Here is a 25,862-nt window from a genome sequence, read left to right on the forward strand (position 1 = left end):
TCAAGGGGAGGGCCTGTTAATTCAACGGCGGATCCTGATTGTTGATGGCCAGTTGTTACTCGGGGTCAGACGGCCTTCGAAGGCGTGGAATGCGTGAGAGGCGCTTCCAGCGCATGGTCACCGCCTGCGGCCCTTCCCGGTCGGGTCCAGGCTCATCAACGCCATGTAGATGCACTTTCAACTCCCCCGCCCCCAAGGTAGGTGAAGGGCCCGTCGCCCTCCGGTCGCTACAACGGTCCCGTGTCGCCGATGGTTCACTCTCAGCCACGGCAGTTGTAGTTCCGGTGTCCGTGCTGGTCGACGGCGTGCGGGGGCGGCTGCTGGACTCCTGGATGCGCTGGTCACTGGGCGGATTCAACTCAATGCCACTTAGGGCTCGCAGAGAATCAACATGTTGCTTCCGGTGATTTGGCTCGTTGACGTGGTATGGGCATACCGCATGAGATTCGGGATCAACTCGCCTTGAAGTTTGGGGTGTTGTTCCCACACCTGGACGAGCGGCAGCAGCGTCTGCTGATGGGAGCCGAGGCCCGTCTCCTGGGCCACGGTGGGATCCGGGCCGTTGCTCGGGCAGCCGAGGCCAGCGAGACGACGGTCCGGAAGGGGGTGGATGAGCTGGAGGCGGGAAGAGAGCCTCTGGGGAGGGTCCGCCGGCCCGGCGGCGGCCGGAAGAAGGCCGCTGACCTGGATGCGGGGCTGCGGCCCGCGCTGCTGGCCCTGGTCGAGCCGGACATGCGCGGGGACCCGATATCGCCGCTGCGCTGGACGACCAAGTCGACCCGGAACCTGGCCGCCGAGCTGACCCGCCAGGGACACAAGGTCAGCGCCGACACGGTCGGTGACTTGCTGCGGGAGGAAGGCTTCAGTCTGCAGGCCAACTCCAAGACGATAGAGGGCAAGCAGCACCCGGACCGGGACGCCCAGTTCCACTACATCAACGAACAGGCCAAGGACCACATCGGCGCCGGGGACCCGGTGGTCAGCGTGGACAGCAAGAAGAAGGAACTGGTCGGCGAGTACAAGAACGCGGGGCGTGAGTGGCAGCCCACGGGCGATCCAGTGAAGGTCAAGACGCATGACTTTCTTGACCGGGAGGGGCCCGGCAAGGCGATCCCGTACGGAATTTACGACATCGCCGGGAACTCCGGCTGGGTCAGTGTCGGCACCGACCACGACACCGCCGCTTTCGCGGTCGCCTCGATCCGCCGCTGGTGGCGCGGGGCCGGACAGGGCGACTACCCTCGCGCCCGGCGTCTGCTGATCACCGCCGACGCCGGAGGCTCCAACGGCTACCGCACCCGGGCGTGGAAGACCGAACTTGCCGCCCTGGCCGCCGAGACTGGCCTTGAAATCACCGTCTGTCACCTACCTCCGGGCACGTCAAAGTGGAATCGGATTGAGCACCGGCTGTTTTCCCACATCTCCATGAACTGGCGCGGCAGGCCCCTGACCAGCCATGAAGTCATCCTGCAGTCCATTGCGGCGACCACCACCCGCACCGGATTGACGGTCCGCGCCGAACTCGACGCCGGCGCCTACCCCCAGGGCGGTTGCAAGTTCCGGAATCGCGTAGATCGTCTGCGCCCAGAGGGAGTTGACGTGGCAACAGCACAGGCACGAGACCGGTGATCATCAGGGTGTCTACGCCAGCTGATCACATCGAGGTCCCGTGCCTGCCGCTCCATCCTCCCCGATCCCTGCCGTCCTGGTGAAACTGGGCCCCTTCCACCAGCACGACACCGGCCGTTTGCGCGCCCACCTCCAGCGCGTACCCGACCCGCGTTCGCGTCGCGGGCGGTGGTATCCCCTGGCCGGGTTGCTGCTGATCTGCGCCTGCGCAGTCGTCTCCGGCGCCCGGACCATCACCGAGATCACCGAGTGGGGACAACGCGCCACCACCACGGTGCTGGAACAACTCGGCATCCGCCGACACCTGCCCGGGCGTCGACGCGCCCCGTCCCATGCCACCCTCACCCGGCTTCTGGCCGCCCTCGACGGCGATGCCCTGGACACCGTGGTCGGCACCTACCTGGCCGAACGCGACCACCACACTGTCGGCTCCGGCTCGGCGCCGCGGCCGGCGATCGCGGTGGACGGCAAGGCTCTGGCCGGCTCCGCGCACCGACAGCAGCGCCACCGGCACCTGCTGTCCGCCGTCACCCACGCCCCCACCGTCACCCTGGCCCAGCGGGAAGTGGGAGCCAAAACCAACGAGACGGCCGCCTTCCGTCCGCTACTGGAACCCCTTGACCTGGCCGGCACCGTGGTCACCTTCGACGCCCTGCACAGCGTCAAGGACCAGGTGCGCTGGCTGGTGCAGGAGAAGAAGGCCCACTACATCGCCGTGATCAAGGGAAACCAGCCGAACGCGTCGGCCCAGGTCAAGGCCCTGCCGTGGGAGCAGGTGCCCGTGGCGCACACCGTTTCCGGGACCGGACACGGCCGGCGGGAGTCCCGCTCGGTCAAGACCATGGCCATCGCGGCGAACCTGGGCGGGATCGCCTTTCCGGAAGCGCGGCTGGCCCTGCGCATCCACCGGCGCCGCCAGGAGAGCGGCAAGCGGCAGACCCGGGAGACGGTCTACGCCGTCACCAGCCTCGATTCCCACCAGGCCAACCCCGCCGAGTTGGGCGGATACGTGCGCGGGCACTGGGGAATCGAAAATTCCAGCCACCACGTCAGAGATGTGGTGTTCGCCGAGGACGCCTCCACCATCCACACCGGCAACGCTCCCCGGACGATGGCCGCTCTGCGGAACCAGCCCATCGGCAGGCTGCGGCTGCTGGGAGCGGACAACATCGCCAAGACCACCCGAGCGATCCGGGACGCACCCGAACACGCCGTCTGGATCTGGCGCATCACCGACAGCCCACTCCTACCGGGAACTTGAAGCCGCCCTGCTTGCGGGGGCGGCGTCACAACCGCGATCACGCCAAGATCCGCAGCCTTGGTGAACGTGCCATGGCCACCCTCAAATGCTGGCGGCTCCTGCGGAAGCTCCGCTGCAGCACCACCAGGATCACCGCAGTCGTCCGTGCCGTCGTCATCCTCGAACTCGCCACCTGATCAAGATGGAAAAGGCTCAGTGGTGATGCGGCTCGCGCGAATTCGAGTGGCGGATCTGTTGGGCAGCCAGGGAACCTGTTTACGTATCGGGTGAGTCCCGGGGATTCGGACACCCTAAGCGCTGCTGCGACATTCGGTGGGAGTCGCACCGCTTCCGGAGATCGTCCAGCCATTCTCATCTTCCGTATGTGTAAGTGCACGTACGATCGACTGACGGCAGAAGGTCATATAACTACACGGGTCACTGACGAGGTGAGCGGGAGGGTCGAGCACATCTTCGGCCCAGGAGCCCTGTCGCACCTACAGCAGATCTATCGCAGGAACCTATGAGGGCCGTGTGGCTCTGAAAGTGATAGGTGGTGACGTTCGCATGGTCGATCCCGCAGAGTACGACAAAGATATTCCTCGCGTTCAAGAGCATTTGCGTAAATTTGAACGCGCCTTCGGGAAGGTCCGCGGGACCCACAAGGGGCGCCCGGTGGATGAAATTCGGCAGGCCCTCCTGGAAGAATTCGAATCCGAGGGGTTGATCGTGTGGAGTGAAGTTGCGGATGACGCGGCTCGCCGCATTGCCGAAGAGCAGGCGGATGAGGCGTAAGGTCTCCCGTGTGTAGGCTGCATCGGCTTCTTAGGGTTGTGACAGCAAACCTGCGGCCTTGCACGTGGGGCTCCAGGGGAGCTTGACGGCAGTAGTTGACGGCAACGGCGGCGGACACCTGGTGTCCGCCGCCGTTGCCATACGTATTTCAGGGGTGGTCGAGGGCGCGGTCGAGGAGGTCGATGGCATCGCGCTGGAGGCGGAGTCGGACGTGAGCGTAGACCGTGGCGGTGACGCCGATGTGGGCATGGCCGAGGAGTTCTTTGATCACGACGAGTTCGACACCCTGTTCCAAGAGCAGGGTGGCAGGGGTCTGTACGGTGTGCGGTGTAACTCCCGATCTGGAAGCGACAGTTGATGACTGACGTGACGAGTGACACCGAGGCCGGGAAGGCCGCTGTGAGTGGGGCGAGCGCCGTGGATGACGGGCTGGTCGCCGAGTTGGTTGCCCGGGCTCAGGCCGGTGGCGTGAAGCTCACCGGGGAGGGCGGCCTTCTGCAGCAGTTGACCAAGCGGGTGCTGGAGTCCGCGCTGGAGGGCGAGCTCACTGATCATCTGGGGCACGAGCCCGGCGAGCGGGCCGAGGGCGGTCGGGAGAACTACCGCAACGGGCACCGGTCCAAGACGGTGATCACCGAGTCGAGGTCGGTCGAGATCGCGGTGCCGCGGGACCGGGCGGGGTCGTTCGAGCCGCAGCTGGTCAAGAAGCGTCAGCGTCGTCTGGGCGGGGTGGACGAGATGGTCCTGTCGCTGTCGGCGAAAGGGCTGACGCATGGGGAGATCTCCGCGCATCTCGCCGAGGTGTACGGGGCGGAGATCTCCAAGTCCACGATCTCCACGATCACCGACAGTGTGATGGCCGGCATGACGGAATGGCAGAACAGGCCGCTCGACCGCGGGCGGTTTCGATCAGTGGTTGCGAATCACCTGGTCAATGGGCTTGTGAGGAATTCTTGCATGGCCTCGGCGGGTGTTCTGTCGCCGAGGACGATGCGGGGCCGGTGGTTGAGCTGGCGGGCGACGTCGCGTAGGTCGGAAGCGGTGTGGAGGGAGAGGTTGGTGCCCTTCGGGAAGTACTGCCGCAGGAGTCCGTTCATGTTCTCGTTCGTGCCGCGCTGCCAGGGTGAGTGCGGGTCGCAGAAGTAGATCCGGAAGCCCGTGAGGGCCTCGATGTCTTCGTGCAGAGTCAGCTCGCGGCCCTGGTCCCAGGTGAGGGTCTTGCGCAGCTGGGGCGGCATGTGGGCGGTCTGGGTGATCAGCGCGTTGCGGACGTGCGGGGCTTTCCAGCCGTGGGGCAGGTGGATCAGGTGGACGTAGCGGGTGGTGCGCTCGACCAGGGTGCCGATCGCTGAGCCCTGACCACGCCCGATGATGAGGTCGCCCTCCCAATGTCCTAACGTTTTCCTGTCGTTGACCTCTGAAGGGCGCTGGTGGATCAGTGTCATGTTCTTGATCTTGTTCAGGGTGGGGACACCACGGCGCTGTTTCTTGCGGCGGGTGCGGCCTGTGCGGAGCTTTGCGTTGCGTCGGCCGAGGAGGCCGGCGAACAGGGCACGGTAGATCGTCTCCGGACACGCCTGCATCGCTGCGTCGTGGGCGTGTTCGCGGGCCAGGTGACGCGAGATCTGCTGGGGTGACCACTTCTCGGTCAGCTTCACGCGGACCACCGCTGCGGACCGGATCCTGGCGACGGCCCTTTCCCAGCGAGATCTATGCAACCAGCAGACCCTGGCCGACTTGTTCGGTGTCAGCCGCGGCACCATCCGCAACGCCATCGAGGACGTCCGTCCCCTCCTCGAACAAGACCCGTGCGTCCCGACGCTCGCCCAACGACGCTTCACCACAGCCACCGACGTACTCGCATCCGTCACGGGAGACAGCGAAACACCATGTTGAATCCTTACGGCTTCATTCCCTGCGCAATGCCTTCAGCGTGATCGACCGGGACTCCGGTGAAGTGGTCGCCGCGACGATCCGCACGATCTTCACCCAGCCCACCGCCGGCCTCGTGCGCACTCAGCTGGACACAGTCGCCGACATGCTCGGCGCCCAGTTCCCCAAGGTCAAAGCGATGCTGCTGGAGGCGAAGGAAGACCTAACCGCGTTCGCGGACTTCCCGCCCCGACACTGGAAGAAGATCCAGTCCACGAACCCGCTGGAACGGGTGAACCGCGAGATCAAGCGCAGGATCGACGTCGTCCAGGTCTTCCCCAACGACGACGCGCTCATCCGGCTGGTCACCGCCGTGCTCTTCGAGATGGACGACGAATGGATCGCCTTCCCCCGCCGCTACCTCCCCGAAGGCAGCATGAACGAGATCTATCGCGAACTCCCCGAAAGCGCCCCGGCGCTACCCAACACCCCAAACAAGCCCACCAGTTGATCCCCAACACCACGCCGAGGGACACGACCGCTTCGCGAAGTCAGAAGGAAGGCGTTCGGCGGTGCGCCGGGCCCTAATGCGGGCCGGCGCACCGCCGAAGTGTGTGCCAGTGGCGCCATGTTGAGCGGTCACCGGCGAGGGGCGCGACGGGGGTGTTCAGGCGCGCTGGCTGCCGCGGTGGTGGCGTCCGCCCCAGGGTCCGACGGCGGACGAGTTCCAGACGGCGCGCACGCGGCTGATCATCACGGTCTGTGAATGCGCGGCCAGTCGAGTCATCCGCGCAACGTGTCAGAAGGCATTGCCAGGTCGTCCGGGAGCAGCGATTACAGGATGAGGGTGCGTCAGCCTGCTACTTCAGGATGACCATCCTTTGCTATGTAGTTACCTATTAGTGACTCACTCATGCGGGAAGTCTAAACATGCCTTTACCGAACTCACGTGTTCTATAGGTCGATTTGACCCCTTGATGATCGTGACTCTTCATTGACAGCTGCTGATTCGTTGAGTTTTGATCAACCGTCTGTGATGAGCATGTGAACAGAGGGTGGGGGCATGGGGTGGGGTGGCATGCGTCATGCCGTGGTGGCATCGGCGCTTATCGTGCAGTTGGCAGGCGTAACAGGCGCCCATGCGGCGACCTTGACCGTGATTGACTCCTCGCCGGTGACGACCGACACCAGGAGCGGCCTGTCCCCCGAAGCGGTCGCGTCACAGAAGGCCGCAGCCTCCGGCTCGCCTGTTGAAGTGTCCACGGAGACGACGCCCACACAACTCGTCACCGCGCATCCGGATGGCACGTTCACTGCCGAGTTCGATCCGGAACCAGTGCGAATTAAGGCGGCGTCCGGTTGGGTCCCGGTCGACACCGACCTACAGACGTCGCCGTCCGGAAGCATCGCACCGAGGGCCGCCGCAGCCGACATCACCTTCTCCGGTGGCGGCTCGCAGGACCCCCTCGCAAGCATCGGCCGCGACGGCAGGACTTACAGCGTCGACTCTCCGTGGCCGCTCCCCCGACCGACGCTGTCGGGTTCCACTGCCACCTATCCGAATGTCATGTCCGGGATAGATCTCGTGGTCCAGGCCACCCCGGACGGCTTTAGCGAGAACCTGATCGTCAAGTCGCGCGACGCAGCGCACAACAGCGAACTCGCGAACATCCGCTTCCCTGTCTCGGTCGATGGCGTCTCCGCGCACGACACGCACGCCGGCGGAGCGGCCTTCGTCGACGGCCAAGGGCGTCCCGTCTTCACCACGGGCACCGCGCTGATGTATGACTCCTCGATCGAGACGGCTCCGGCTGCGGGAATGAGCACAGCGGCTTCCGTGGGGACGTCACCGGCAACCATTTCGCACGCTTACTACGCCGGGAACACTTCTGCGCTCGCGACTGCTGCCACGGACGCGGACGCGCTTGATGGTCCGGCCCCCGGTGCCCGCGTCGTCTCAATGGATGTATCGGTCTCCGACAACGCATTGTCCCTGACGCCTAACCAGTCCTTCTTCGATGACCCGGGTACGACCTACCCCGTGGTGCTGGATCCCCAGACGACCAGCGCATCTTTGTCGGGCTGGACGACGGTGTGGACAAGCTCGCCCTCGACGTCGTTCTGGAAGACCTCGCATGCCCTGGGCGTCGGCTACGACGCATGGGTTGACAACAAGAAGGCACGCTCGCTGTACCAGTTCGACACGCATGCGTTGGGCGGCAAGAAGATCCTCTCGGCGACCTTCGCGGCGCTGGAGGTGTGGTCGGCGAATTGCACGGACAAGCCGGTGCAGTTGTGGCGCACCGGCCTGATCTCGTCGTCGACAACGTGGTCGGCACAGCCGTCTTGGTCCGCGCATGTGGACACCGTGACGACTGCCAAGGGCTATTCGTCGTCGTGCCCGGGCGGCAACGTCTCCTTCGATGCCACGAGCGCGGTCAGCTACACAGCAGCGAAGTCCGCATCCTCCACGACACTCGGCCTCCGGGCGAGTGACGAGGACGATCCCGTCGCCTGGAAGCAGTTCGCCTCGCCGTCCGACAACAAGCCCACGCTCTCGGTGACTTTCGTCTCCAAGCCAAGTACTCCGACCGGCGTCAAAATGTCGGACCCAAGTCTGGCATGCGCGTCGTCCCGGACCAGTGCAGTCATGATCCGGGACACCACCCCCACGCTGACGGCCGCGCCGAAGTCGGCCGATGGATCACAGTCGACATTGCGGCCGAACTTCGAGGTGTACAAGTACGACCCGAACGTCACTGATCCACTGGCTGGTTCGGGCAGCCCCTCGGCGTACACGACGTCCGGGACGGCCGGTACGTGGACAACACCGAAGCTGAGCAACGGGCAGACCTATTGGTTCCGGGCCCGCACCCAGTACAAGTACTCGTTCAATGGGTCGACTGGATCCATGTACTCGGGATGGTCCTCGGCATGCTGGTTCACGATCGATACATCGGGTCCCGTAGCGCCTGATGTCGACTCAACGGACTACCAGGAGTGTGCGAGTCCGGAGGCGCCAGACGACTGTACGGCCGACGGTGGTGTGGGCGCTCTCGGCTCCTTCACCCTCAAGGCCAACGGAGCCCCGGACGTCGTCAAGTACAGCTACCAACTCAACGACAACCCGGTACGGACCAAGACGTTCACAACCCCTACCAGCAGCTACACGAGAACCCTGGCTCCTAACGTACGTGGGCTGAACACGCTGACCGTCCAGACCTGGGACTCGGCAGGCAACCCATCCACCAGCTACACATACTCCTTCAAGGTTGCCCCGGGTGCAGGCCCGGTCGACCAGTGGACGATGGACGAAGGCACCGGATTCACAGCCGCCGACCCAGTGGGTGGCAAGGACGCGACCCTGAACGCCGGTGCAGCCTGGACCGAGCATGCCAGGCTCGGCAAAGCACTGGAGGGCAACGGCACGTCGGCATACGCGACCACGACCTCCTCGGCGCTGGACACGACCAAGAGCTTCACTTTCTCGGCCTGGGCGCGGCTGACGGACACATCCCACAACGCGGTCGCCGTCGCTGAGTCCGGAACCAATGGATCTGCGTTCGCTCTGTACTATTCGACGGCTTATCAGGCATGGATCTTCAACAGGTACACCTCCGACGTGGCCTCGCCTACGATCATCCGCTCGATCTCGAGCATGACTCCTGAAGCCGCTGTGTGGACCCACTTGATGGGTGTCTACGACGCACAGGAACAGACGATCCAACTGTTCGTCAACGGAGTACCGCAGGGTGACCCCGTCCCCTTCACCACTGCCTGGCGAGCCACCGGGGGCGTGCAAATCGGCCGAGGTCAGATAGGCAGTTCCTTCACCGACTACTTCCCCGGCCAGGTCGACGAGGTCGTGGCCTGGAACCGCATACTGTCCGAGGAAGAAGTCGCCGACCTTCAGGCGATGACAGACTCCGCGACAGGGCAGGCACGGCCGGCGCTGGCCGCCGACTGGGGTATGGACGAGACCACAGGTTCCAGTGCTGCGGACGTCTCCGGATACGGCCACACGGCCACCTTGGCCTCCGGCGGAACCTGGTCAGCGGACACCGACGGCGGCAAGGGCAGCGTTCTGTCCCTGGACGGCACCTCCAAGGCCAACGCCAGTGCGACTGGCCCGATCGTGGACTCTCAGGGCGACTTCAGCGTGGCGGCTTGGGCCAAACTCGATGCCGCAGCACTGTCCGACACCTCCGTGGCCCACCACATGAGGATCGCCACCCAGTCCGGCAATGTCCGCGACTCATGGGGCCTGTGGTACGACCAGGCGGCCGGTTCGAACCAGGGAATGTGGGTGTTCGGCCGCACCACCGCAGACTCCACGAGCGGCTCGGTCGTCACAGCCCCGGCCAGTATCGCATCCGCCCAACTGGTCGATCCCGGCACCTGGACCTTCCTGACCGGGGTCTACGACGGGGCCCACCACCAGTTGTTCCTCTATGCCAACGGCGTCCGCCAGGGAGCACAAGGGGACACCGACACCGACGACGACACCGGTGACGGCATCGTCTTCACCAGCCCTTGGCAATCCACCGGAACATTCAACATCGGCCGGGGGCGGGCCAGTACCGGCGCGTACAGCGACTATGCCCACAGCCTCGTGGATGACGTGCGGGTGTGGACCGGAGTGATGTCCGCCTCGGCCATCGACCAGTTGTATGTCAACGAAGTGCCCATTCCACTGTGATGCGACTCCTCCCCCACGGCGGATGCGTCAACGGACCTTTTACACGTCACACGATCAGGAGTGCAGTCATGGATGGGCTACGGCGGACACGGCTGTGGGTCGTCGCTGTCACCACGGGCGCCCTGTTGGCCACTGGGCTGGGAACTGCCCCGGCAGTCTGGGCGACCCAGCGGCACGGTCACCGCGCGGTGCACGTACCGAACGTCAAGAACGGCACCGCCGTACCCTTCAAGGCCAAGAGGACTGTCAAGAAGGACCCGGCCAGGGCGGCCGCCGCCCGCACCACCGCCATACTGAAGAAGCCCATCGTCTGGCCGGCGTCATCTGCCGTCACCGTGCCCGTAGCGGCCAGCACGGCGCTTGCCAAAGTCACGCCGGTAGGCAAGCTGCCGATCAAGGTAAGTGCCCCGGCCACCAGCAAGGCCCCGGCCAAGGTAACGATCAAAGTGGCCGCTCGTCGAACGGCGGCCGCCCTCGGCATCAGCGGCACCGTGTTGTCGATCGCCCGCGCTGACAAACACGAGGGTGCCGGCAAAACACGGCTGACCCTGGACTACTCGGGATTCGCCAACGCTTACGGCGGCGACTATGCCTCCCGGCTCACTCTGGTACGCCTGCCTGCCTGCGCGCTCTCCACGCCGGCCCTCAATGCATGCCGAACCTCGACACCTGTCGCCACCACGAACGACGTCAAGCATCACACCCTTACGACCACCGCCCCGGTGTCCTCCTCCGCCGTCACGGCATTCGCCGCGACAGCCACCGCCGCCAAGTCGGGGGCCGGCTCCTACCAGGCGACCTCTCTCAACCCGTCCGCCGCCTGGAGCGCAGGCGGATCTAGCGGCGACTTCACCTGGTCGTACCCGCTCGCCATGCCACCGTCCAACGGAGGCCCCGCGCCCAACTTGGCGATCACCTACGATGCGCAAAGCGTCGACGGCCGACTGCCCTCCACCAACAACCAACCGTCCTGGGTCGGCGAGGGCTTCGATCTCTCCACCTCCTACATCGAGCGCTCGTACGACTCCTGCGACGACGATGGTCAAAAGGACAAGAACGACGAGTGCTGGGCGAGCGACAATGCCACCCTGATACTCGGCGGCAAGTCCAGCCCGCTGATCAAGGACAGCAAGACCGGCGACTGGCACCCCAAGACCGAAGACGGCGAGCGTGTCGTCCATTCCACCGGCGCGACAAACGGCGACAACGACGGCGAGTACTGGACCGTCACCACGCAGGACGGCACCAAGTACGTCTTCGGCAAGAACCGTCTTCCCGGCTGGACGACCGGAGCCGCCGTCACCAACTCCACCTGGACGGCTCCGGTCTTCGGTGACGACTCCGGTGAGCCCGGTTACGACCAGGGCACTTCCTTCTCCGGCCGTTCACTAACCCAGGCCTGGCGCTGGAACTTGGACTACGTCGTCGACCCGCACGGCAACGCGATGTCGTACTGGTACTCGAAGGAGACCAACTACTACGCCAAGGACGGCACTACCACCGCCAACGGCACCGTCTACGACCGCGGCGGCTACCTCAGCCGGATCGACTACGGCATCACCTCCACGACCGTCTTCGGTAACGCCCCCCAGAAGGTCGCCTTCTCCACGGCCGAGCGTTGTCTGGTGACCAGCGGTGAGGACTGCTCATCGCTCACCTCCACCACCGCCTCACACTGGCCCGACGTGCCGTTCGATCAGGTCTGCGCCTCCGGCAAGGTGTGCACGGCGACCGGACCCACATTCTTCTCCAGAAAGCGTCTCACCGGTGTCACCACCAGTGTCTGGGACGCGAGCCTGGCCACCCCCGCCTACCGCAGCATCGACAGTTGGGCACTCGACCAGTCCTTCCCCGACCCCGGGGACGGCACTTCCGCCGGCCTGTGGCTGAAGTCCATAACGCGTACCGGCAAGGACGGCGCGGCCACGGCCATGCCACCTGTCACCTTCGCCGGTATCCAGCTCTATAACAGGGTGGACACCACCCACGACGACGTCGCGGCGTTGGTCAAGTGGCGTGTACGGAAAGTGACATCGGAGACCGGGACCATCTTGACGGTCAACTACTCCGACGCGCAGTGTGTCGCGGGCACCAAAATGCCCACCAGCCCCGACTCGGACACCCTGCGCTGCTTCCCCACGTACTGGCAGCCGCCATACACGCCTGATCCACAGCTGGACTGGTTCCACAAGTACGTCGTCACCCAGGTCACCGAATCCGACCCGTCCGGCGGCGCCCCGCTCAAGGAAACCGACTACACCTACAACGGCTCACCGGCCTGGCACTACGACAGTGACAACGTCACCTCCCCCGCCAAGCGAAAGACGTGGTCGGTCTGGCGCGGCTACGGCAGCGTCACCACGACAACCGGCAACGACCAGACAACCCGCACCAAGACGGTCTCGACGTACTTCCGGGGCATGGACGGCGACAAGCAGTCCGACGGCACCACACGCAGCGTCAAGGTCACCGATTCCACTGGTACTTCCGTCACCGACTCCGGACCCCTGGCAGGAAACGTCCGTGAGTCGGCCACCTACAACGGCAGCAATGAAGTCTCCGGCGTCATCACCGACCAGTGGATCCACCAGACCGGCACCGACGGCACCCGCAGCAGCACCTTCACCCGCCCGGCTGCCGTCCACACCCGCACGGACCTGGCCTCCGGTGGAACCCGGACGACCACAGTCAGCACGCAGTACGACGACGCAACCGGCGCGGCCACCATGGTCGACGACTCGGGCGACGACGCCGTCAAGGGCGACGAGCAGTGCACCCGCACCACCCCCGCCAACAACACAACCGACTGGCTGATGGCGTTCCCGGTTCGCGTAGAGACCGTCGACGTCGGCTGCGGCGACACCACCAAGCGACCCGACAACGTAATCTCCGACGTCCGTACCCTGTACGACGGCCAGTCCTATGGCATCGCCCCGGTCCTCGGTGACGAGACCTCCACCCAACGGCTGTCCTCCTACGACAACGGCAGCCCGAACTACCAAACCGTTTCCACGAGCCACTACGACACCCAGGGCCGCGTCGACTCCGTCAAGGACACCAACGCTGCTGTCGTCAGCACCACCACGTACACACCCACCACCGGTGGCCCCGTGACCAGCACGGTCACTACGAACGCCAAGGGCTACTCCACCATCACCACTTTCGACCCAGGCCGTGGCACAGCCACCTCCGTCGTCGACCCGAACAATAAGCGCACCGAATGCGCCTACGACGGCCTCGGCCGGCTCACCGCACTGTGGTTGGCCAACCGCTCCAAGTCCTCCGGACAGGCTGCCAGCCTCGTCTACACCTACTCGATCTCCAACACAGCCGCCTCAGTGGTGTCCACCGGCAAACTCAACAACGACGGCACCACCTACGACACCACCTACGCCCTGTACGACGCGCTGCTGCGGCCCCGGCAAACGCAGACACCGGCACCTGATGGCGGCCGTGTCATCGCCGAGACGAAGTACGACAGCCGCGGCCTGGCCGTCGAGGCCGACGCCGACTACACCGACGCATCTGCCCCGTCTGGAACGCTGGCCACCATCACCTCGGCCGTCCCCTCCCAGACCCTCACCACCTACGACGGCGCCGGCCGCCCCACCACCGCGGACTTCTACGCGGTCGGCAGCAAGCGGTGGACGACTTCCACCTCCTACGGTGGCGACCGCACGACCATCACCCCGCCCCAGGGCGGCATCGCCACCACGACCCTGACGGACACCCTCGGCCGTACCACCGAGACCCGGCAGTACGACGGCGGCAGTCCCTCGGGCCCGTACACGTCGATCAAGTACGGCTACGACACCAAGGGCCACCTCGACCACGTGGTCGACGACGACGGCAACACCTGGTCATACACCTATGACCTGATGGGCCGCAAGATCACAGCCAAGGACCCCGACACCGGCACAACCAAGACCGCCTACAACGAACTCGACCAGGTCGCTGCCACCACAACCGCGCTCGGTACAACCGACGAAAAGACTCTCAGTTACTCCTACGACGCCCTCGGCCGTAAGACGGACCTGTACGACGGCACCGTCAAGGACGCCGCCCACGAGCTCGCCAAGTGGACATACGACTCCATCGCCAAGGGGCAGCCCACGTCGACGATCCGCTACGTCGGCGGCAGCGCAGGCAAGGCGTACATCAGCCAGGTCGGCACCTACGACTCCCTGTACCGGCCGACCCTGACCAGGGTCACCATTCCCTCGGTCACCGGCGAAGAAGCACTCGCCGGCAGCTACACCTCGACCACCGGCTACAACCTCGACGGCACCGTCCAGTTCACCTCCGACCCGGCGGCCGGCGGGCTGTCCGGCGAAAGTCTGGAGTACGGCTACAACGAGCTGAGCATGCCCACTACGCTGAACGGCGCAACAGGGTACGTACAGAACACCGCCTACACCACGCTCGGCGACATCAAGCAGGTCACCCTCGGAGTCTCCCCCTCCGACACCGCCAAGTGGCTGCAGATCAGCAACACCTACGAGGACGGCACCCGCCGCCTCAAGCGCGAACTGGTCACCGACGACACCCACACCAATCCCGTCCAGGACAGCACCTACGCCTACGACGACGCCGGCAACCCCACCAAGGTCTCCACGCATGCCGACGGCAGCGACGACGTCCAGTGCTACCGATACGACGGACACGACCGCCTCACCGAAGCCTGGACCGCCACCGACGCCTGCTCCGCCGATCCGTCTACAGCCGTCCTCGGTGGTCCGGCACCTTACTGGCAGACCTTCCACTACGACGATCTCGGCAACCGCGATACACAGGTCAACCACGCCACGACGGCGGGTGGCGACGACACCACGACGTCGTTCCACTACCCGGCGGCCGGCGCCGACCAGGCACACACGCTCACCTCCTCGACCACGGTCACCGGCAGCACGACGGTCGACAACGCCTACACCTACGACGCATCCGGCAACACCCACACACGTACCTTCGGCAACAAAACGCAGACCCTCGACTGGAACGGCGAGGGCCAGCTCGCCAAGGTCACCAACGCCGACGGCACTTCCGTGTCCTACCTGTACGACGGCAACGGCAACCGTCTACTCTCCCGTGACGGCTCCGGCACCACGCTCTACCTCGGCGACACCGAGCTCCGCCTCGCCAAGGGCACGAGCACCGCCACCGGTACCCGCTATTACACCTGGGCGGGCCAGACCATCGCCGTCCGCACCAGCTCCGGCAGCTTGCAATGGCAGGTCACGGACGCCCACGGCACCGCCGAGACCGCCATCGACGCCACCACTCAGGCCGTCACCCGCCGTCGCCTCGACCCCTTCGGCAACCCCCGCGACACCAGCACAACTTCGACTTCATGGCTCGGGGACAAGGGCTTCGTCGGCGGCATCCAGGACTCCACCAGTGGCCTGACCCATCTCGGAGCCCGCGAATACGACTCCACCATCGGACGGTTCATCTCCGACGACCCGCTCCTGGAACTCACCGACGCCCAGCAGATCGACGGCTACACCTATGCGTCCGACAACCCCATCACCGGCAGCGACCCCACCGGCCTGATCAACCGCGACATGAGCCAGGGCGGTGGCTGCCCCAGCACCGGCTGCGATGGCTACACCCCCTCCGACACGACGAGCTACAGCGGAGGAGGCGGTGGAGGCAGTGGAGGCGGTGGAGGCTCCCACCACAGCTGCGGATGGTCGTTCTCCTGTCACGTCTCCAACATCGCTCACAAGGCCTACCACGTCGTCAAGCAGCACCCGGTCATCGCCGCCGTGGTAGCCACCGCCGTCGTCGTCGGAGTGGTCGCCTGCGTGGTCGCCACCGCCGGAGGATGTGGCGCGGTATTGGCCGCGGGAGCGTCAGGTTTCTCAGCGGGTGCCGAAGCCGGGAGCGTCACCGCAGCAGTGGTGGGTGCATCAGTAGGGGTCATCGGCGAGGGCGGCGCCGTCATCGCGGCATCAGCAGGCATCGCCGCAGCCGGAGCGGGAGCTGTCGCCGAAGGCGCGGAGACCGCGACCGCAGCGAACGCCGCCACCCGATCCGGCGCCAAGGCGGCCGAGACCGCAGCGGAGGAGACCGCGAGCGCCGGCGCAGCCAGAGGCGGCCAACGCGCCGAAGCCGCCGCACCCAAGAGCGGCCCCAGCGCGTGCAACCACAGCTTCCTGCCCTCCACCAGAGTCCTCATGGCCGATGGCCGCGAGAAAATGATCAAGGACATCAAGCAGGGCGACACGGTTTGGGCCACCGATCCGAAGACCGGTCGGAGCGAGCGCCGCACCGTCGAAAAGCTCATCACCACCAAACACGACAAGGACTTCACCACCCTCACCATCCGCCGCAGCGGCAAGACATCAAAAATCGTCGCCACGGTCACCCACCCCTTCTATGTCAACTCCATGCACGCGTGGATCGACGCCGGCGACCTGAAGCCCGGCATGCGGCTCCGCTCCCCCTCAGGGCCCGCAGCCACCATCTCCGCCATCAACATCTGGCACCATCAGCACCTCACCCACGACCTGACCGTCACCAGCCTCCACACGTACTATGTGCTGGCGGGGGCAACACCGGTTCTGGTGCACAATTGCGGTGAAGAGGCCGGGGAGCACGTCTACCGCGGAATAGATTGGGGGCACTCCAAGTATGGTGATGCCCTTGAAGGGCGAGCGGTGCCGCATGGTGGAAATGCTGACGCCGCATCGCACAATGGTGGCGACTATCTCAACAGTCCATTCACATCCTGGACGGATGACTATGAAGGCGTGGCCTTGGATGCTGCCGAACTAGGCAACGGCCCAGGGATTGTTATGCGCCATCGTCGCGCGGATATACAGGATCGCCTAATTAAGGGCACGCAGGATATTTACGGTGAGAGTGAGCTTCTAGTGGAAGGGACTATTGAGGGTGCGGAAATCAGCATCAACAGAGGCCCATGGCATCTACCTGGAGCTGGCTGATGGACGAGAGCTTTATCGCCTCTGAGGCGAGCCGACTGGGAATGGATCAGCTTGCCGCAGAGGTTGACGAGTACGGTGTGATCGTTCTTCATGAGAGCGCCGTTTCCAGGGGGCAGTTGATCCGCATCTTCGAGAATCGACTCAGAAGGGCAAAGGCCCGTAATGACTGTGACGTGACTCGGCTTGCAGATGACCTGCTGTCCGCTTTTAATGGCGCACAGTCGAGTGAGATTAAGCTGATTCATGTGCAGGCTGGAAAAATGGATGTGATGCTTTACGGTGAGGTTGGCGATGAGAGTATTCTCGCCGCGGTGATCCTTTCTGGCAGCGATTCCTGACATAGCAAGACTGGGCTCCTCCAAGAGATTCTGGAGGAGCCCGGTCGGGGTTTGACGGCAACGCTAACGGCAACGTCAGCGGACGACGGCCGTGGCGGGTGGGTCGTCATCGGCCGGGCCGAGGGCGGCGCCGAGGGTGTCGATGGCCTGGCGTTGGAGGCGGAGTCGGACGTGGGCATAGACGCCGGCGGTGACGCCGATGTGGGCGTGGCCGAGGAGTTCCTTGATGACGACGAGGTCGACGCCCTGTTCCAGGAGCAGGGTCGCGGTCGAGTCTCGGAGGTCGTGGAAGCGGATGCGGCGGAGCCCGGCCCGGTTGAGGAGTCGGCCGAAGCGGCGGGTGAGGTTGGCGGGGTCGAGAGGGCCGCCGGTCGGGGTGGTGAAGACGAGCCCGCCGTCTGACCAGGCAGTCCCGGCGACTCGACACTCCTCCTGCTGGCGTTCCCGGTGGTTCTTGAGGGAGTGGACGCATTCGGCGGGGAGGACGATGCGGCGTTCGGAGGCGCGGGTCTTGGTGTGCAGGATAGTCAGGCCCCCGGTGGGGGTGCGCTGGAGGGAGCGGTGGATGCTGGCCGTGCCGCCGTCGAGATTGAAGTCTTCTCAGTGCAGCCCGAGGAGTTCACCCTTACGGAGGCCCGTGCGCAGGGCGAGCTCGTAAAGAGCGTGCATCCGGTCGCCGCTGGCGGCGTGGAGGAACTGACGGGCCTCGCTCGCCGTGAAGGGCTTGAAGCGCCGAGGGCGGGGTGCTGGGGTCTTGACGTTGCGGCACGCCTGATCTGCAGGTGCTCAACGGGACAGCCCGGCAGGTGCACGGGGCGGACGTCGCGGTGATCGTCACGAACGGCCGGGTCAGCGGTCCGGCTGCCGTTGCCGTACCACCCCCACGCCGCGCAACACCTTTGGGGTGAAGCGCGCCGTTTGTCTGCCTTGCCGTTGGGTCTGCGACCCTTCGGGGCAATGGCGGCGCGGTTGCCGGAGCGGGCGTGGCCGCAGGCCAGCGTGCGGCCACAGAGTCCGGCGTACTGGTGCATCAGGCTGCCGGACATGTCCTTCACGGACGCAGACCCCTGACCGAGGAGGCGCAAGCAGCTACCTCGTTCACCTCCCCAGGCGGGTATACCCGATGTATTCTACCAGGCATGGCACACACAACGATCAAGGTCGAGAGCGGCATCCGGGACCGGCTGGCGATCCTGGCCGCCGAGAAGGACACCACGATCGCGGGGCTCGTCGGCGAATTCGCCACCCACACCCTCACACAGAGCGAGCGGGACGAGCAGGTCGCGAAGACCCTCGAAGTCCTGCACACACTCTCCGGCTATGCCCCGGATCCCGAACAGGACCGCGCAGCAGACGATGAGCTCGCGCGCCGACTCGGCAGCGACGCGTGAGCCCTGTCGCCCCTGTCGATGTCGTCCTCGACGACAGCGCCCTGCTCGCCCTGGGCTCGGGCAACGTCCTGACCTCCCGCCTTCTGTATCAGGCCGCCGAGACCGGGGTCTGGCGCATCCACGTAGCCCTGGCCGCACTCGCTGAAGCGGACCGGGTACGCACCGGGCTCGCTGGCCACCTCGGCATGCTCGACCAGGTGGTTTTCCATCCACTCGATCTCGCCGCCGTCCTGGCAGCCTCGGGCCATGAGCGGTCTCTGGGCTGGTGCCACACTCACCACGTGGCCATGCCCGGCCCCGAGCGCCTGGACGGGGCACGCGTCGCCACCGTCCAGCCCAAAGCCTGGGACAAGACCGGCGTCCGGGTGCTCGACCTCTCTCCCTGAGCGATCCGCCCAGGCCGGGGCGGACTTCACCAGTGCGCTCCCGGCACTTCCCCAAGTTCACGGAATTCTCTGGGTTGTTGACATCTGTTTCCTGATTCGCAAATCATGACTCATGGTTCAGAGCGTGCCGAACGCTTGCGTGAGGTCTCGGCGAAGCTCTTCGATAATCGTTATCGGGCCGAGGTGCTGCTGGCGCTGGCGGTGTCGGATTCTGCCCGGGATCTGGCCCATGCGGTGAACGACGCGGGCGCATCCCTCGTCCAGGCCCACCCCAAGTGTTTCGGGCTGCTGGCCTCGCTTCCGCTGCCGGCCATCGACCTCCTCGGCCACTCCCTCCGTGGCTCCGCTGGCCAACTCGACGACCGACGACGACCCACCGCTCTGCGCAGTCCCCGTCCCCTGACGTTGCCGTCAACTACTGCCGTCAGACACCTCTGAGGCCCCATCAGTCGCAACTGATGGGGCCTCAGATTTTCGCTTGGAAATTCATGCAGCTCGGATGGGGATCCCATTTTCGATAGGACCAGGCTGCCGGATTGCTCAGCAGGGGAATATACCCGCCTCCAGCAATCTAGCAGTGAATCCTTTCCATCGCGATCAACAAATCACGAAATGGAGGAACTATTGGCACTCGACCAATAACTGCGAGCTGCCTCGACAATCGGGTCATACTCGGCAGATGCCACGACGGCAATCAGCGTAGGGCCCATCAAAGATCCATCCTCGTCACCTCGTGCCACCACAACTACGTTCCCCTCGTATACGTATCCGTGGATCAACCAGTCATCCAACGACTCGGCGATAGACAGGGTCGTGCGGTCGTGGAGCTCCTCCTCAGTCAGCAACGCCGAAAGTACGGCATCCCTGTCCAAGAACAAGAGACTAAGCCGATCGTCCTCCAGATGCGTCAGGCCGCCCAGCCTGGACATGGCCGTGCCCAGAATGCACGGTTCAGTGTCACCGATCAATTGACTGTCGATGATGAGCTGGAACCGGAACATTCCGCGGCCCTTCAAAGGGGCGACAAGAATTCCGAATCGACCGTCGTCGGTCAAGAACCTCACGTCTAGCCTCTCTTGACCTGAATGGGAACACGACTCATCGGAATCGGAACCGAAGTACCCGACTTCGTCACACCGCTGGTACTGCCACTCCAGTACCACTTACCGTTGCCGTCATCGAAGTAGCGGTAGTAACTCGGCACTCCTGCCGGCAGGGTCCCTTGCAAGATCAATTTTCGCCCGGTTCGCCGGACAGGGCAGGAACTGGGCGGACTGTCCATCTTCGGGCCGGGGCGGACGCAGTGCAGGCACGGCCCCGGTGATCATGTGAGTGTCGAAGTCCCATGAACACTTGGCGAGTCCGTGCCTGCTCCTGCATCTTCCCCCATACCCTCCGGCCTGGACCAACTGGCCCTGCTCTCCACGCCGGCCCCGTTGCCGGACGCGGTCGCGCTGTCCCGGTTTCTGAAGCTGATGCCCGATCCGCGCGGGCTGCGCGGACGCCGCTATCTGCTGTCCGCACTGGTGGCTGCCGCAGCGGCGAGCGTGCTGGCCGGCGCCCGCTCGCTGATCGCAATCACCGAGTGGATCGCGGACGCCCCGGCGTGGGCCTGCCAGGCCCTGGGCTTTCCCGTTGATCTGCTGACCGGGGCCGTGTCCGTGCCGCACCCCCACACCCTGCGCCGCCTGCTGGTCCAGCTCGACGGCGACGCCCTGGACCAAGCGATCGGCGCCTTTCTGACGGCGCGCGCCGCCCCCGCGCCCGCTGGGCTGCGGGCGATCGCGGTCGACGGGAAGGTACTGCGCGGTTCGCGCACCGCCACCACCCCGGCCGTCACCCTGCTGGCCGCGATGGACCACACCGGCACCGTCCTCGCCCAGCGCCAGGTCGCCGGCAAGAGCAACGAAATCCCCGCGTTCGCCCCTCTGCTGGACACCATCGACCTGACCGGCACGGTGATCACCGCCGATGCCCTGCACACCCAGCACGCCCAGCACGCCCACGGCACCTACCTCCAGGCGTGCGGCGCCCACTACATTGCCGTCGTCAAGGCCAACCACCCCGGCCTGTTCGACCGGGTCCGTCACCTGCCCTGGCAGGACATCGGCCTTGACCACTACGAGCGCACCCGCGCGCACCACCGCCAGGAGATCCGCCGGCTGAAGACCGCGGCCTTCGCTCACATCGACTACCCCGACGCACAGCAGGCCCTCCAAGTCGTGCGCTGGAGAAGAGACTTCAGCACCGGCAAGCTGACCATCGCACGGGTCTACCTGATCACCAGCCTGCCGCCCGGCGCGGCGAGCGGAGCCCAGCTCGCCGCATGGATCAAAGGGCACTGGAAGATCGAAAATCTTCTGCACCACGTCCGCGACCGCACCTTCCGCGAGGACGACTCCAAGATCCGCACGGGCCACCTGCCCCGGGTCATGGCGGGACTGCGCAACCTCGCCATCGGCATCCATCGCCAGGACGGACAGACCAACATCGCCGCCGCCCTGCGTCACGCCGCCCGCGACTGCCACAGGCCCCTGGCCGCCCTCGGTCTCACCGGATGAATCCGGACAGATCTTGATCTTGCAACGGACCCTGCTCCTGCCGGAACCGACCTTGGTCCACCTGGTGCCGTCGACAAGGACGCTCTTGCCGAATTGCTCCTCAGCGTCACCCGGCAGCACTGCCTTCTTCGGAACATACAGGTTCGGACCACCCGTCGGATCATGGTGCCCCGGGTTTTCATACTCGGGGCATGTGCTGTTGTGAAGGGTCTGTACGGTGTGCGGTGTAACTCCCGATCTGAAAGCGACAGTTGATGACTGACGTGACGAGTGACACCGAGGCCGGGAAGGCCGCCGTGAGTGGGCGAGCGCCGTGGATGACGGGCTGGTCGCCGAGTTGGTTGCCCGGGCTCAGGCCGGTGGCGTGAAGCTCACCGGGGAGGGCGGCCTTCTGCAGCAGTTGACCAAGCGGGTGCTGGAGTCCGCGCTGGAGGGCGAGCTCACTGAGCATCTGGGGCACGAGCCCGGCGAGCGGGCCGAGGGCGGTGGGGAGAACTACCGCAACGGGCACCGGTCCAAGACGGTGATCACCGAGTCGAGGCCGGTCGAGATCGCGGTACCGCGGGACCGGGCCGGGTCCTTCGAGCCGCAGCTGGTCAAAAAGCGCCAGCGGCGCCTGGGCGGGGTGGACGAGATGGTCCTGTCGCCGTCGGCGAAAGGGCTGACGCACGGGGAGATCTCCGCGCATCTCGCCGAGGTGTACGGGGCGGAGATCTCCAAGTCCACGATCTCCACGATCACCGACAGTGTGATGGCCGGCATGACGGAATGGCAGAACCGGTCCGCTGGACAGCGTCTACCCGGTCGTCTTCATTGACTGCGTGAACGTGAAGGTGAGGGACGGGCACGTCGCCAACCGGCCTGTCTACATGGCGGTGGCGGTCACCGCCGAGGGGCACCGGGACATCCTGGGCCTGTGGATCGGCGACGGCGGTGAAGGCGCAAAGTACTGGCGTCCGGTGGTCTACCAGGTCGTCCGATAGACGATCTTCGCTCACGCGTGGGTAGCGAGAACCTGCCGGGCCCGACTGCTAGCCGACGGTATCAGTGGCTAGCTATGGTGGTGGGTATGGCAAAGCAGACGAATATCCGACTGGACGACGCCGTCAAGGCGGCAGCCGAGGACCGAGCCAAGCGCCGCGGTCTGACCCTGCAGGGGTACGTGGCTGACTTGATCGAGGCCGATGTGAATCAGGCACGTGGCGCCTTCATGGCCGGCGCCGCGACGTTCCTGGCCCAGTACGCGGACGCGTTCGAGGCAGAGGTCGGTGAAGACCGGTACCCCGGACTTCCGGAAGGGCTGGCCGAGCGCGCGCCGAGGGACGCCGCGTGAATCTCCGCATCGATCTCGCCTGGATCTTGGCAGTGGCGCAGCAGATCCCAGGAGATCCCCAGGTCGTCGACTACGGCGTGCCGGTAGCAGCCGAAGCACGTCATCGGGCGGAGGTCCTGGACCACGAGGTCTATCCCGAGCCCCATCACAAGGCCGCCGCTCTGCTGTGCGAACTGGCAAGGAACCCCAGCCTAGAGGTGCGCAACCTCTTGTTCGCGGCCACGGTGACTGCGGCCTACCTGTCGGCATGCGGCCTCCCGGTGAGCCCTGGGCTAGACACCGTGATTCCCTTGGCCCGCGCCGCCCGGGACGGGCTCCCGGTGCGTGAGGTCGCCGCTCAGATCAAGACCTGGACGAGCTGATCGGGCATGGCCGTGGGCGAGCGTCGCCCGTCCATCAACACGTGTTTGGTCATGGACCGAAGTTCCTGCGATCGACGCATCGGGCAAGGTCGGTCACGCGCCAGGGGCGCCAGGTCGGTCTGTGGTCTGCCGACGAAGTTCGTGATCAGCGCGCGGAGGCGAACCGGCCGCGGCCGGTTCGCCACGGGGTTCGCGGCGATCCAGTCCTCAGCGCACGCCTTGTACACGGGCTCCCCGGAGTGGGAGCGCCTCGGCGTGGGCTGGTCACACGGCACGCAGGGGCGGTCCTGCCAGCGGTCGAAGTGCTCGCTGTCGCGCCATTCGCGGAGCGCGCCGGAAGGCGGGATTAGGCCGACTCGAACAGCGGCTTCTTGCTGGCCTGGCCGTTCACGCAAGGGGCAGGTGGGTGCCCGGGCGGCCGGGACGGCGTCCGTGGACCGTGGGCGTATAGGCGTCGTGACAGGTCGCGAGATGCCCGGGCGGCTGCTCGCGGGTTTGACGTGGCTTGCCGGCATTAGGGGTGCGTCTCTTGCTGTTCGTGCTGAGTGTTCCGGTGTGCTCAAGCGGCCAGGCAGACTGAATGGGCCGATGTCTTGTGACGGAGATGGAGGCACACCTGGGGGCGGTCGTACCTTCAGCCGATGCTGCGGTCGCCCCCAGGACCTGACTGCCGCCGAGCGGCGCGGCCAGCCGGACGCTGCGGCAGTCGCCGGATCCTTCGTCGTGCACGGACCGTCCGTGGGTCGGCTGCAGCTCCGCGAGGATTAGCAGCATCTCCTCACTGGCGAGCGTGATGTCGGTGTAGCCGCGGCCGCAGGTGCACGGCACGATCAGCGTCAGCACATCGAGGCCGCCGTCTTCCTCGCTGAGGTGCAGGGTGTGGTGCAGCCACAGCCCGCCGTCCAGCCAGCCAACCGCGCTCGTCTCCCACGAGCCGAGGCCAGCCATCCGCTGGGACGGGTAACCGTGCAAGTCCATCACCTCCAGCACGGAGCCGAGGGTGTCCGAGTAGGCCATGTACAGGTAGTGCCCGGCAGCGGTGATGCCTTTCCCGCTGTTCGTCAGCGGGGGGTGCACCGACGGCCTGCGCCATGTCGAGCAGATGCGCCAGCGGGAATCCGCCGCGTAGGGGCGTTACGGCAGGATCAGGGTCTCGGTCATGTGGAGCTCCCTCCAGGAGAGCGGGCTGGACTGTCCGGTCCTGCGCCCGACCCCGCCCGCACCAATTGCAGCACAGTACGGGACGCGGGACGAACCGGTTGGGCGTGGTCGATGCGGTACAGGTAGGTGGGCCGCGAGCAGATGCGGTCAGGCCAGTTGTGGCAGGTTGCGTCCAGGGAAACGGTGTACGGGTTCGACCTGATCCGGGGGTTTGCTCCGGCAGCCCGCATAGATGAACGGCCACCGGCTGATCTTCGAAGTGTCGAAGCCTCGAAGGAGCCGCGGCGAGTCCTGATCTGCTGCGCGCGATGGTCAAGACGTTCGCCGACGCGCTCATGTCCGCGGAGGCCGACGCCCTCTGCAACGCCGAATACGGCCAGGTCAGCGACGAACGCGTCAACCACCGCAACGGCTACCGCCCGCACGAGTGGGACACCCGCGCGGGGACCGTCGAACTCGCCGTCCCCAAGCTGAGGCAGGGCAGCTACTTCCCGTACTGGCTCCTCGAACGGCGCCGGCGGACCGAACAGGCCCTAATCTCGGTCGTCGCCACCACCTACCTGCTCGACGTCTCCGCCTGCAGAGTCGAGAAAATCCCCGAGTCCCTCGGCGTCACCCAGCTGTCGAAGTCCCAGGTCAGCACGATGGCCAGACACCCTGGGCGCTGGTCCATACGCGTTTGTCTGGGGCGATGCGCTCACCCCATCAACGTCCACGCCCTGATCGCGGTCGTGCCGCGGTGCGCGCTGCGGAGGGGCCTGCATCCTGGAATCTCTACCGTGGTGCGAAGGAGGCGGTCGCGCGCGTTGGCGCCGACCTCAATCATTGGCACACCTGCTTCGGGCCGACGAACGTGGCGGCACCTGGCTCTGCGAAGTCCGTGGACGAAAGAGGGCTGCTGGCCGCACTGATTGAGCATGATCAGCTCCGGGATGGCTACGGTCCCGACCACCGCACGTTCCCGGCCGCCGAAATCTGCCACCCTCAGGTGACAACTGGCCCGCCACGAGTGGGCGTTCGGCCCCAGAATGCTCTGCGTGCCGGTGTGCCGACAGCCCGTTCACCAGTACCCACACGGCCTCACCGTCGTTTTCCCGGCATGCACGAGGCGAACCATGTGTTCCTGTTGTCCGTACTATCTACGCAAG

The 25,862-nt window shown here is 65.6% G+C and carries 16 protein-coding genes and 9 pseudogenes; 19 read left to right on the forward strand and 6 right to left on the reverse strand.

Going from position 1 to position 25,862, the window contains the following annotated elements; translation table 11 throughout:
- Positions 1-426: 426 nt before the first annotated feature.
- The 4 genes and pseudogenes from ABZT03_RS36405 to ABZT03_RS36420 all read left to right on the forward strand — a co-directional run.
- Positions 427-1,542 (forward strand): annotated as a pseudogene (locus tag ABZT03_RS36405) (ISAzo13 family transposase); the annotation flags it as partial.
- Positions 1,543-1,669: 127 nt separating this feature from the next.
- The gene (locus ABZT03_RS36410) at positions 1,670-2,890 is read left to right on the forward strand and encodes an ISAs1 family transposase (protein ID WP_356047397.1); all 1,221 of its coding nucleotides are present in this window, start codon (positions 1,670-1,672) and stop codon (positions 2,888-2,890) included.
- Between the two features lie 29 nt (positions 2,891-2,919).
- A pseudogene (locus ABZT03_RS36415) lies at positions 2,920-3,066 on the forward strand (IS5/IS1182 family transposase); the annotation flags it as partial.
- A gap of 337 nt (positions 3,067-3,403) precedes the next feature.
- Entirely contained in the window at positions 3,404-3,664 is a 261-nt protein-coding gene (locus ABZT03_RS36420) for a hypothetical protein (RefSeq protein WP_334579899.1), read from the forward strand.
- 148 nt (positions 3,665-3,812) lie between these two features.
- Here the strand turns inward: ABZT03_RS36420 and ABZT03_RS36425 are convergent.
- Positions 3,813-3,983, reverse strand: a pseudogene (locus ABZT03_RS36425) (site-specific integrase); the annotation flags it as partial.
- Positions 3,984-4,021: 38 nt separating this feature from the next.
- On the opposite strand from ABZT03_RS36425, the pseudogene ABZT03_RS36430 reads away from it, so the two are divergent.
- Positions 4,022-4,558, forward strand: a pseudogene (locus ABZT03_RS36430) (transposase); the annotation flags it as partial.
- A gap of 29 nt (positions 4,559-4,587) precedes the next feature.
- Here the strand turns inward: ABZT03_RS36430 and ABZT03_RS36435 are convergent.
- Positions 4,588-5,439, reverse strand: coding sequence for an IS30 family transposase (locus ABZT03_RS36435; RefSeq protein ID WP_356047399.1), 852 nt, complete (start codon positions 5,437-5,439; stop codon positions 4,588-4,590).
- Between ABZT03_RS36435 and ABZT03_RS36440 the strand changes: the two genes are divergently transcribed.
- The 3 genes and pseudogenes from ABZT03_RS36440 (at position 5,348) to ABZT03_RS36450 (ending at position 10,235) form a co-directional block, all read left to right on the forward strand.
- A complete protein-coding gene (locus ABZT03_RS36440) occupies positions 5,348-5,560 on the forward strand; it encodes an HTH domain-containing protein (protein WP_356047422.1) in 213 nt (70 codons plus the stop codon). The two genes, ABZT03_RS36435 and ABZT03_RS36440, sit on opposite strands and share 92 nt — an antisense overlap.
- Positions 5,561-5,567: 7 nt before the next feature.
- Positions 5,568-6,047, forward strand: a pseudogene (locus ABZT03_RS36445) (transposase); the annotation flags it as partial.
- Between the two features lie 567 nt (positions 6,048-6,614).
- Positions 6,615-10,235, forward strand: a complete 3,621-nt coding sequence (locus tag ABZT03_RS36450) for a LamG-like jellyroll fold domain-containing protein (RefSeq protein ID WP_356047403.1) — start codon at positions 6,615-6,617, stop codon at positions 10,233-10,235.
- A gap of 178 nt (positions 10,236-10,413) precedes the next feature.
- On the opposite strand, the gene ABZT03_RS36455 is transcribed toward ABZT03_RS36450, so the two are convergent.
- Complete coding sequence (locus tag ABZT03_RS36455) at positions 10,414-10,668, reverse strand: hypothetical protein (protein ID WP_356047404.1); 255 nt, start codon at positions 10,666-10,668, stop codon at positions 10,414-10,416.
- A 13-nt stretch (positions 10,669-10,681) separates the two neighbouring features.
- On the opposite strand from ABZT03_RS36455, the gene ABZT03_RS36460 reads away from it, so the two are divergent.
- Both ABZT03_RS36460 and ABZT03_RS36465 read left to right on the forward strand, forming a co-directional pair.
- Positions 10,682-17,182: a polymorphic toxin-type HINT domain-containing protein gene (locus tag ABZT03_RS36460; RefSeq protein WP_356047406.1), complete on the forward strand. Its 6,501-nt coding sequence runs from the start codon at positions 10,682-10,684 to the stop codon at positions 17,180-17,182.
- Positions 17,182-17,520 (forward strand): hypothetical protein, encoded by a 339-nt coding sequence (locus tag ABZT03_RS36465; protein ID WP_356047408.1) that lies wholly within the window; start codon positions 17,182-17,184, stop codon positions 17,518-17,520. Before ABZT03_RS36460 ends, ABZT03_RS36465 begins: the two co-directional genes overlap by 1 nt.
- Positions 17,521-17,595: 75 nt before the next feature.
- Here ABZT03_RS36465 and ABZT03_RS36470 read toward each other — a convergent pair.
- Positions 17,596-18,285: pseudogene (locus ABZT03_RS36470) on the reverse strand (site-specific integrase); the annotation flags it as partial.
- On the opposite strand from ABZT03_RS36470, the pseudogene ABZT03_RS36475 reads away from it, so the two are divergent.
- The 4 genes and pseudogenes from ABZT03_RS36475 to ABZT03_RS36490 all read left to right on the forward strand — a co-directional run.
- Positions 18,285-18,383: pseudogene (locus ABZT03_RS36475) on the forward strand (restriction endonuclease); the annotation flags it as partial. The pseudogenes ABZT03_RS36470 and ABZT03_RS36475 sit on opposite strands and share 1 nt — an antisense overlap.
- Positions 18,384-18,659: 276 nt before the next feature.
- Positions 18,660-18,911 (forward strand): hypothetical protein, encoded by a 252-nt coding sequence (locus tag ABZT03_RS36480; RefSeq protein WP_356047409.1) that lies wholly within the window; start codon positions 18,660-18,662, stop codon positions 18,909-18,911.
- The gene (locus ABZT03_RS36485; protein WP_356047411.1) at positions 18,908-19,297 is read left to right on the forward strand and encodes a hypothetical protein; all 390 of its coding nucleotides are present in this window, start codon (positions 18,908-18,910) and stop codon (positions 19,295-19,297) included. The genes ABZT03_RS36480 and ABZT03_RS36485 overlap by 4 nt, the downstream gene beginning before the upstream one ends.
- 135 nt (positions 19,298-19,432) lie before the next feature.
- Complete coding sequence (locus ABZT03_RS36490; RefSeq protein ID WP_356047413.1) at positions 19,433-19,735, forward strand: hypothetical protein; 303 nt, start codon at positions 19,433-19,435, stop codon at positions 19,733-19,735.
- A 167-nt stretch (positions 19,736-19,902) separates the two neighbouring features.
- On the opposite strand, the gene ABZT03_RS36495 is transcribed toward ABZT03_RS36490, so the two are convergent.
- A complete protein-coding gene (locus tag ABZT03_RS36495; RefSeq protein WP_356047415.1) occupies positions 19,903-20,352 on the reverse strand; it encodes a hypothetical protein in 450 nt (149 codons plus the stop codon).
- 309 nt (positions 20,353-20,661) lie between these two features.
- Here ABZT03_RS36495 and ABZT03_RS36500 point away from each other — a divergent pair, with 309 nt between their 5' ends.
- The 4 genes and pseudogenes from ABZT03_RS36500 (at position 20,662) to ABZT03_RS36515 (ending at position 23,553) form a co-directional block, all read left to right on the forward strand.
- On the forward strand, positions 20,662-21,858 hold the full coding sequence (locus ABZT03_RS36500; RefSeq protein WP_356047417.1) for an ISAs1 family transposase: 1,197 nt from the start codon (positions 20,662-20,664) through the stop codon (positions 21,856-21,858).
- A gap of 313 nt (positions 21,859-22,171) precedes the next feature.
- A pseudogene (locus ABZT03_RS36505) lies at positions 22,172-22,823 on the forward strand (transposase); the annotation flags it as partial.
- Between the two features lie 104 nt (positions 22,824-22,927).
- Positions 22,928-23,191, forward strand: coding sequence for a hypothetical protein (locus tag ABZT03_RS36510; RefSeq protein ID WP_356047418.1), 264 nt, complete (start codon positions 22,928-22,930; stop codon positions 23,189-23,191).
- On the forward strand, positions 23,188-23,553 hold the full coding sequence (locus tag ABZT03_RS36515; RefSeq protein WP_060880727.1) for a hypothetical protein: 366 nt from the start codon (positions 23,188-23,190) through the stop codon (positions 23,551-23,553). The genes ABZT03_RS36510 and ABZT03_RS36515 overlap by 4 nt, the downstream gene beginning before the upstream one ends.
- A gap of 387 nt (positions 23,554-23,940) precedes the next feature.
- On the opposite strand, the gene ABZT03_RS36520 is transcribed toward ABZT03_RS36515, so the two are convergent.
- The gene (locus tag ABZT03_RS36520; RefSeq protein WP_356047420.1) at positions 23,941-24,570 is read right to left on the reverse strand and encodes a hypothetical protein; all 630 of its coding nucleotides are present in this window, start codon (positions 24,568-24,570) and stop codon (positions 23,941-23,943) included.
- Between the two features lie 422 nt (positions 24,571-24,992).
- On the opposite strand from ABZT03_RS36520, the pseudogene ABZT03_RS36525 reads away from it, so the two are divergent.
- Positions 24,993-25,413: pseudogene (locus ABZT03_RS36525) on the forward strand (transposase); the annotation flags it as partial.
- Between the last annotated feature and the right edge of the window lie 449 nt (positions 25,414-25,862).

Origin of the sequence: Streptomyces sp. NPDC005574 (assembly GCF_040605435.1) — a bacterium.
Lineage (GTDB): Bacteria > Actinomycetota > Actinomycetes > Streptomycetales > Streptomycetaceae > Streptomyces.

Bases quoted from the DNA above. Each gene is read 5' to 3' on its own strand.
- ABZT03_RS36435 (WP_356047399.1), bottom strand. From the start codon at position 5,439: ATGGCGTTGCGGATGGTGCCGCGGCTGACACCGAACAAGTCGGCCAGG.
- ABZT03_RS36480 (WP_356047409.1), top strand. From the start codon at position 18,660: ATGGCACACACAACGATCAAGGTCGAGAGCGGCATCCGGGACCGGCTG.
- ABZT03_RS36450 (WP_356047403.1), top strand. From the start codon at position 6,615: ATGCGTCATGCCGTGGTGGCATCGGCGCTTATCGTGCAGTTGGCAGGC.
- ABZT03_RS36520 (WP_356047420.1), bottom strand. From the start codon at position 24,570: ATGGCCTACTCGGACACCCTCGGCTCCGTGCTGGAGGTGATGGACTTG.
- ABZT03_RS36465 (WP_356047408.1), top strand. From the start codon at position 17,182: ATGGACGAGAGCTTTATCGCCTCTGAGGCGAGCCGACTGGGAATGGAT.
- ABZT03_RS36510 (WP_356047418.1), top strand. From the start codon at position 22,928: ATGGCAAAGCAGACGAATATCCGACTGGACGACGCCGTCAAGGCGGCA.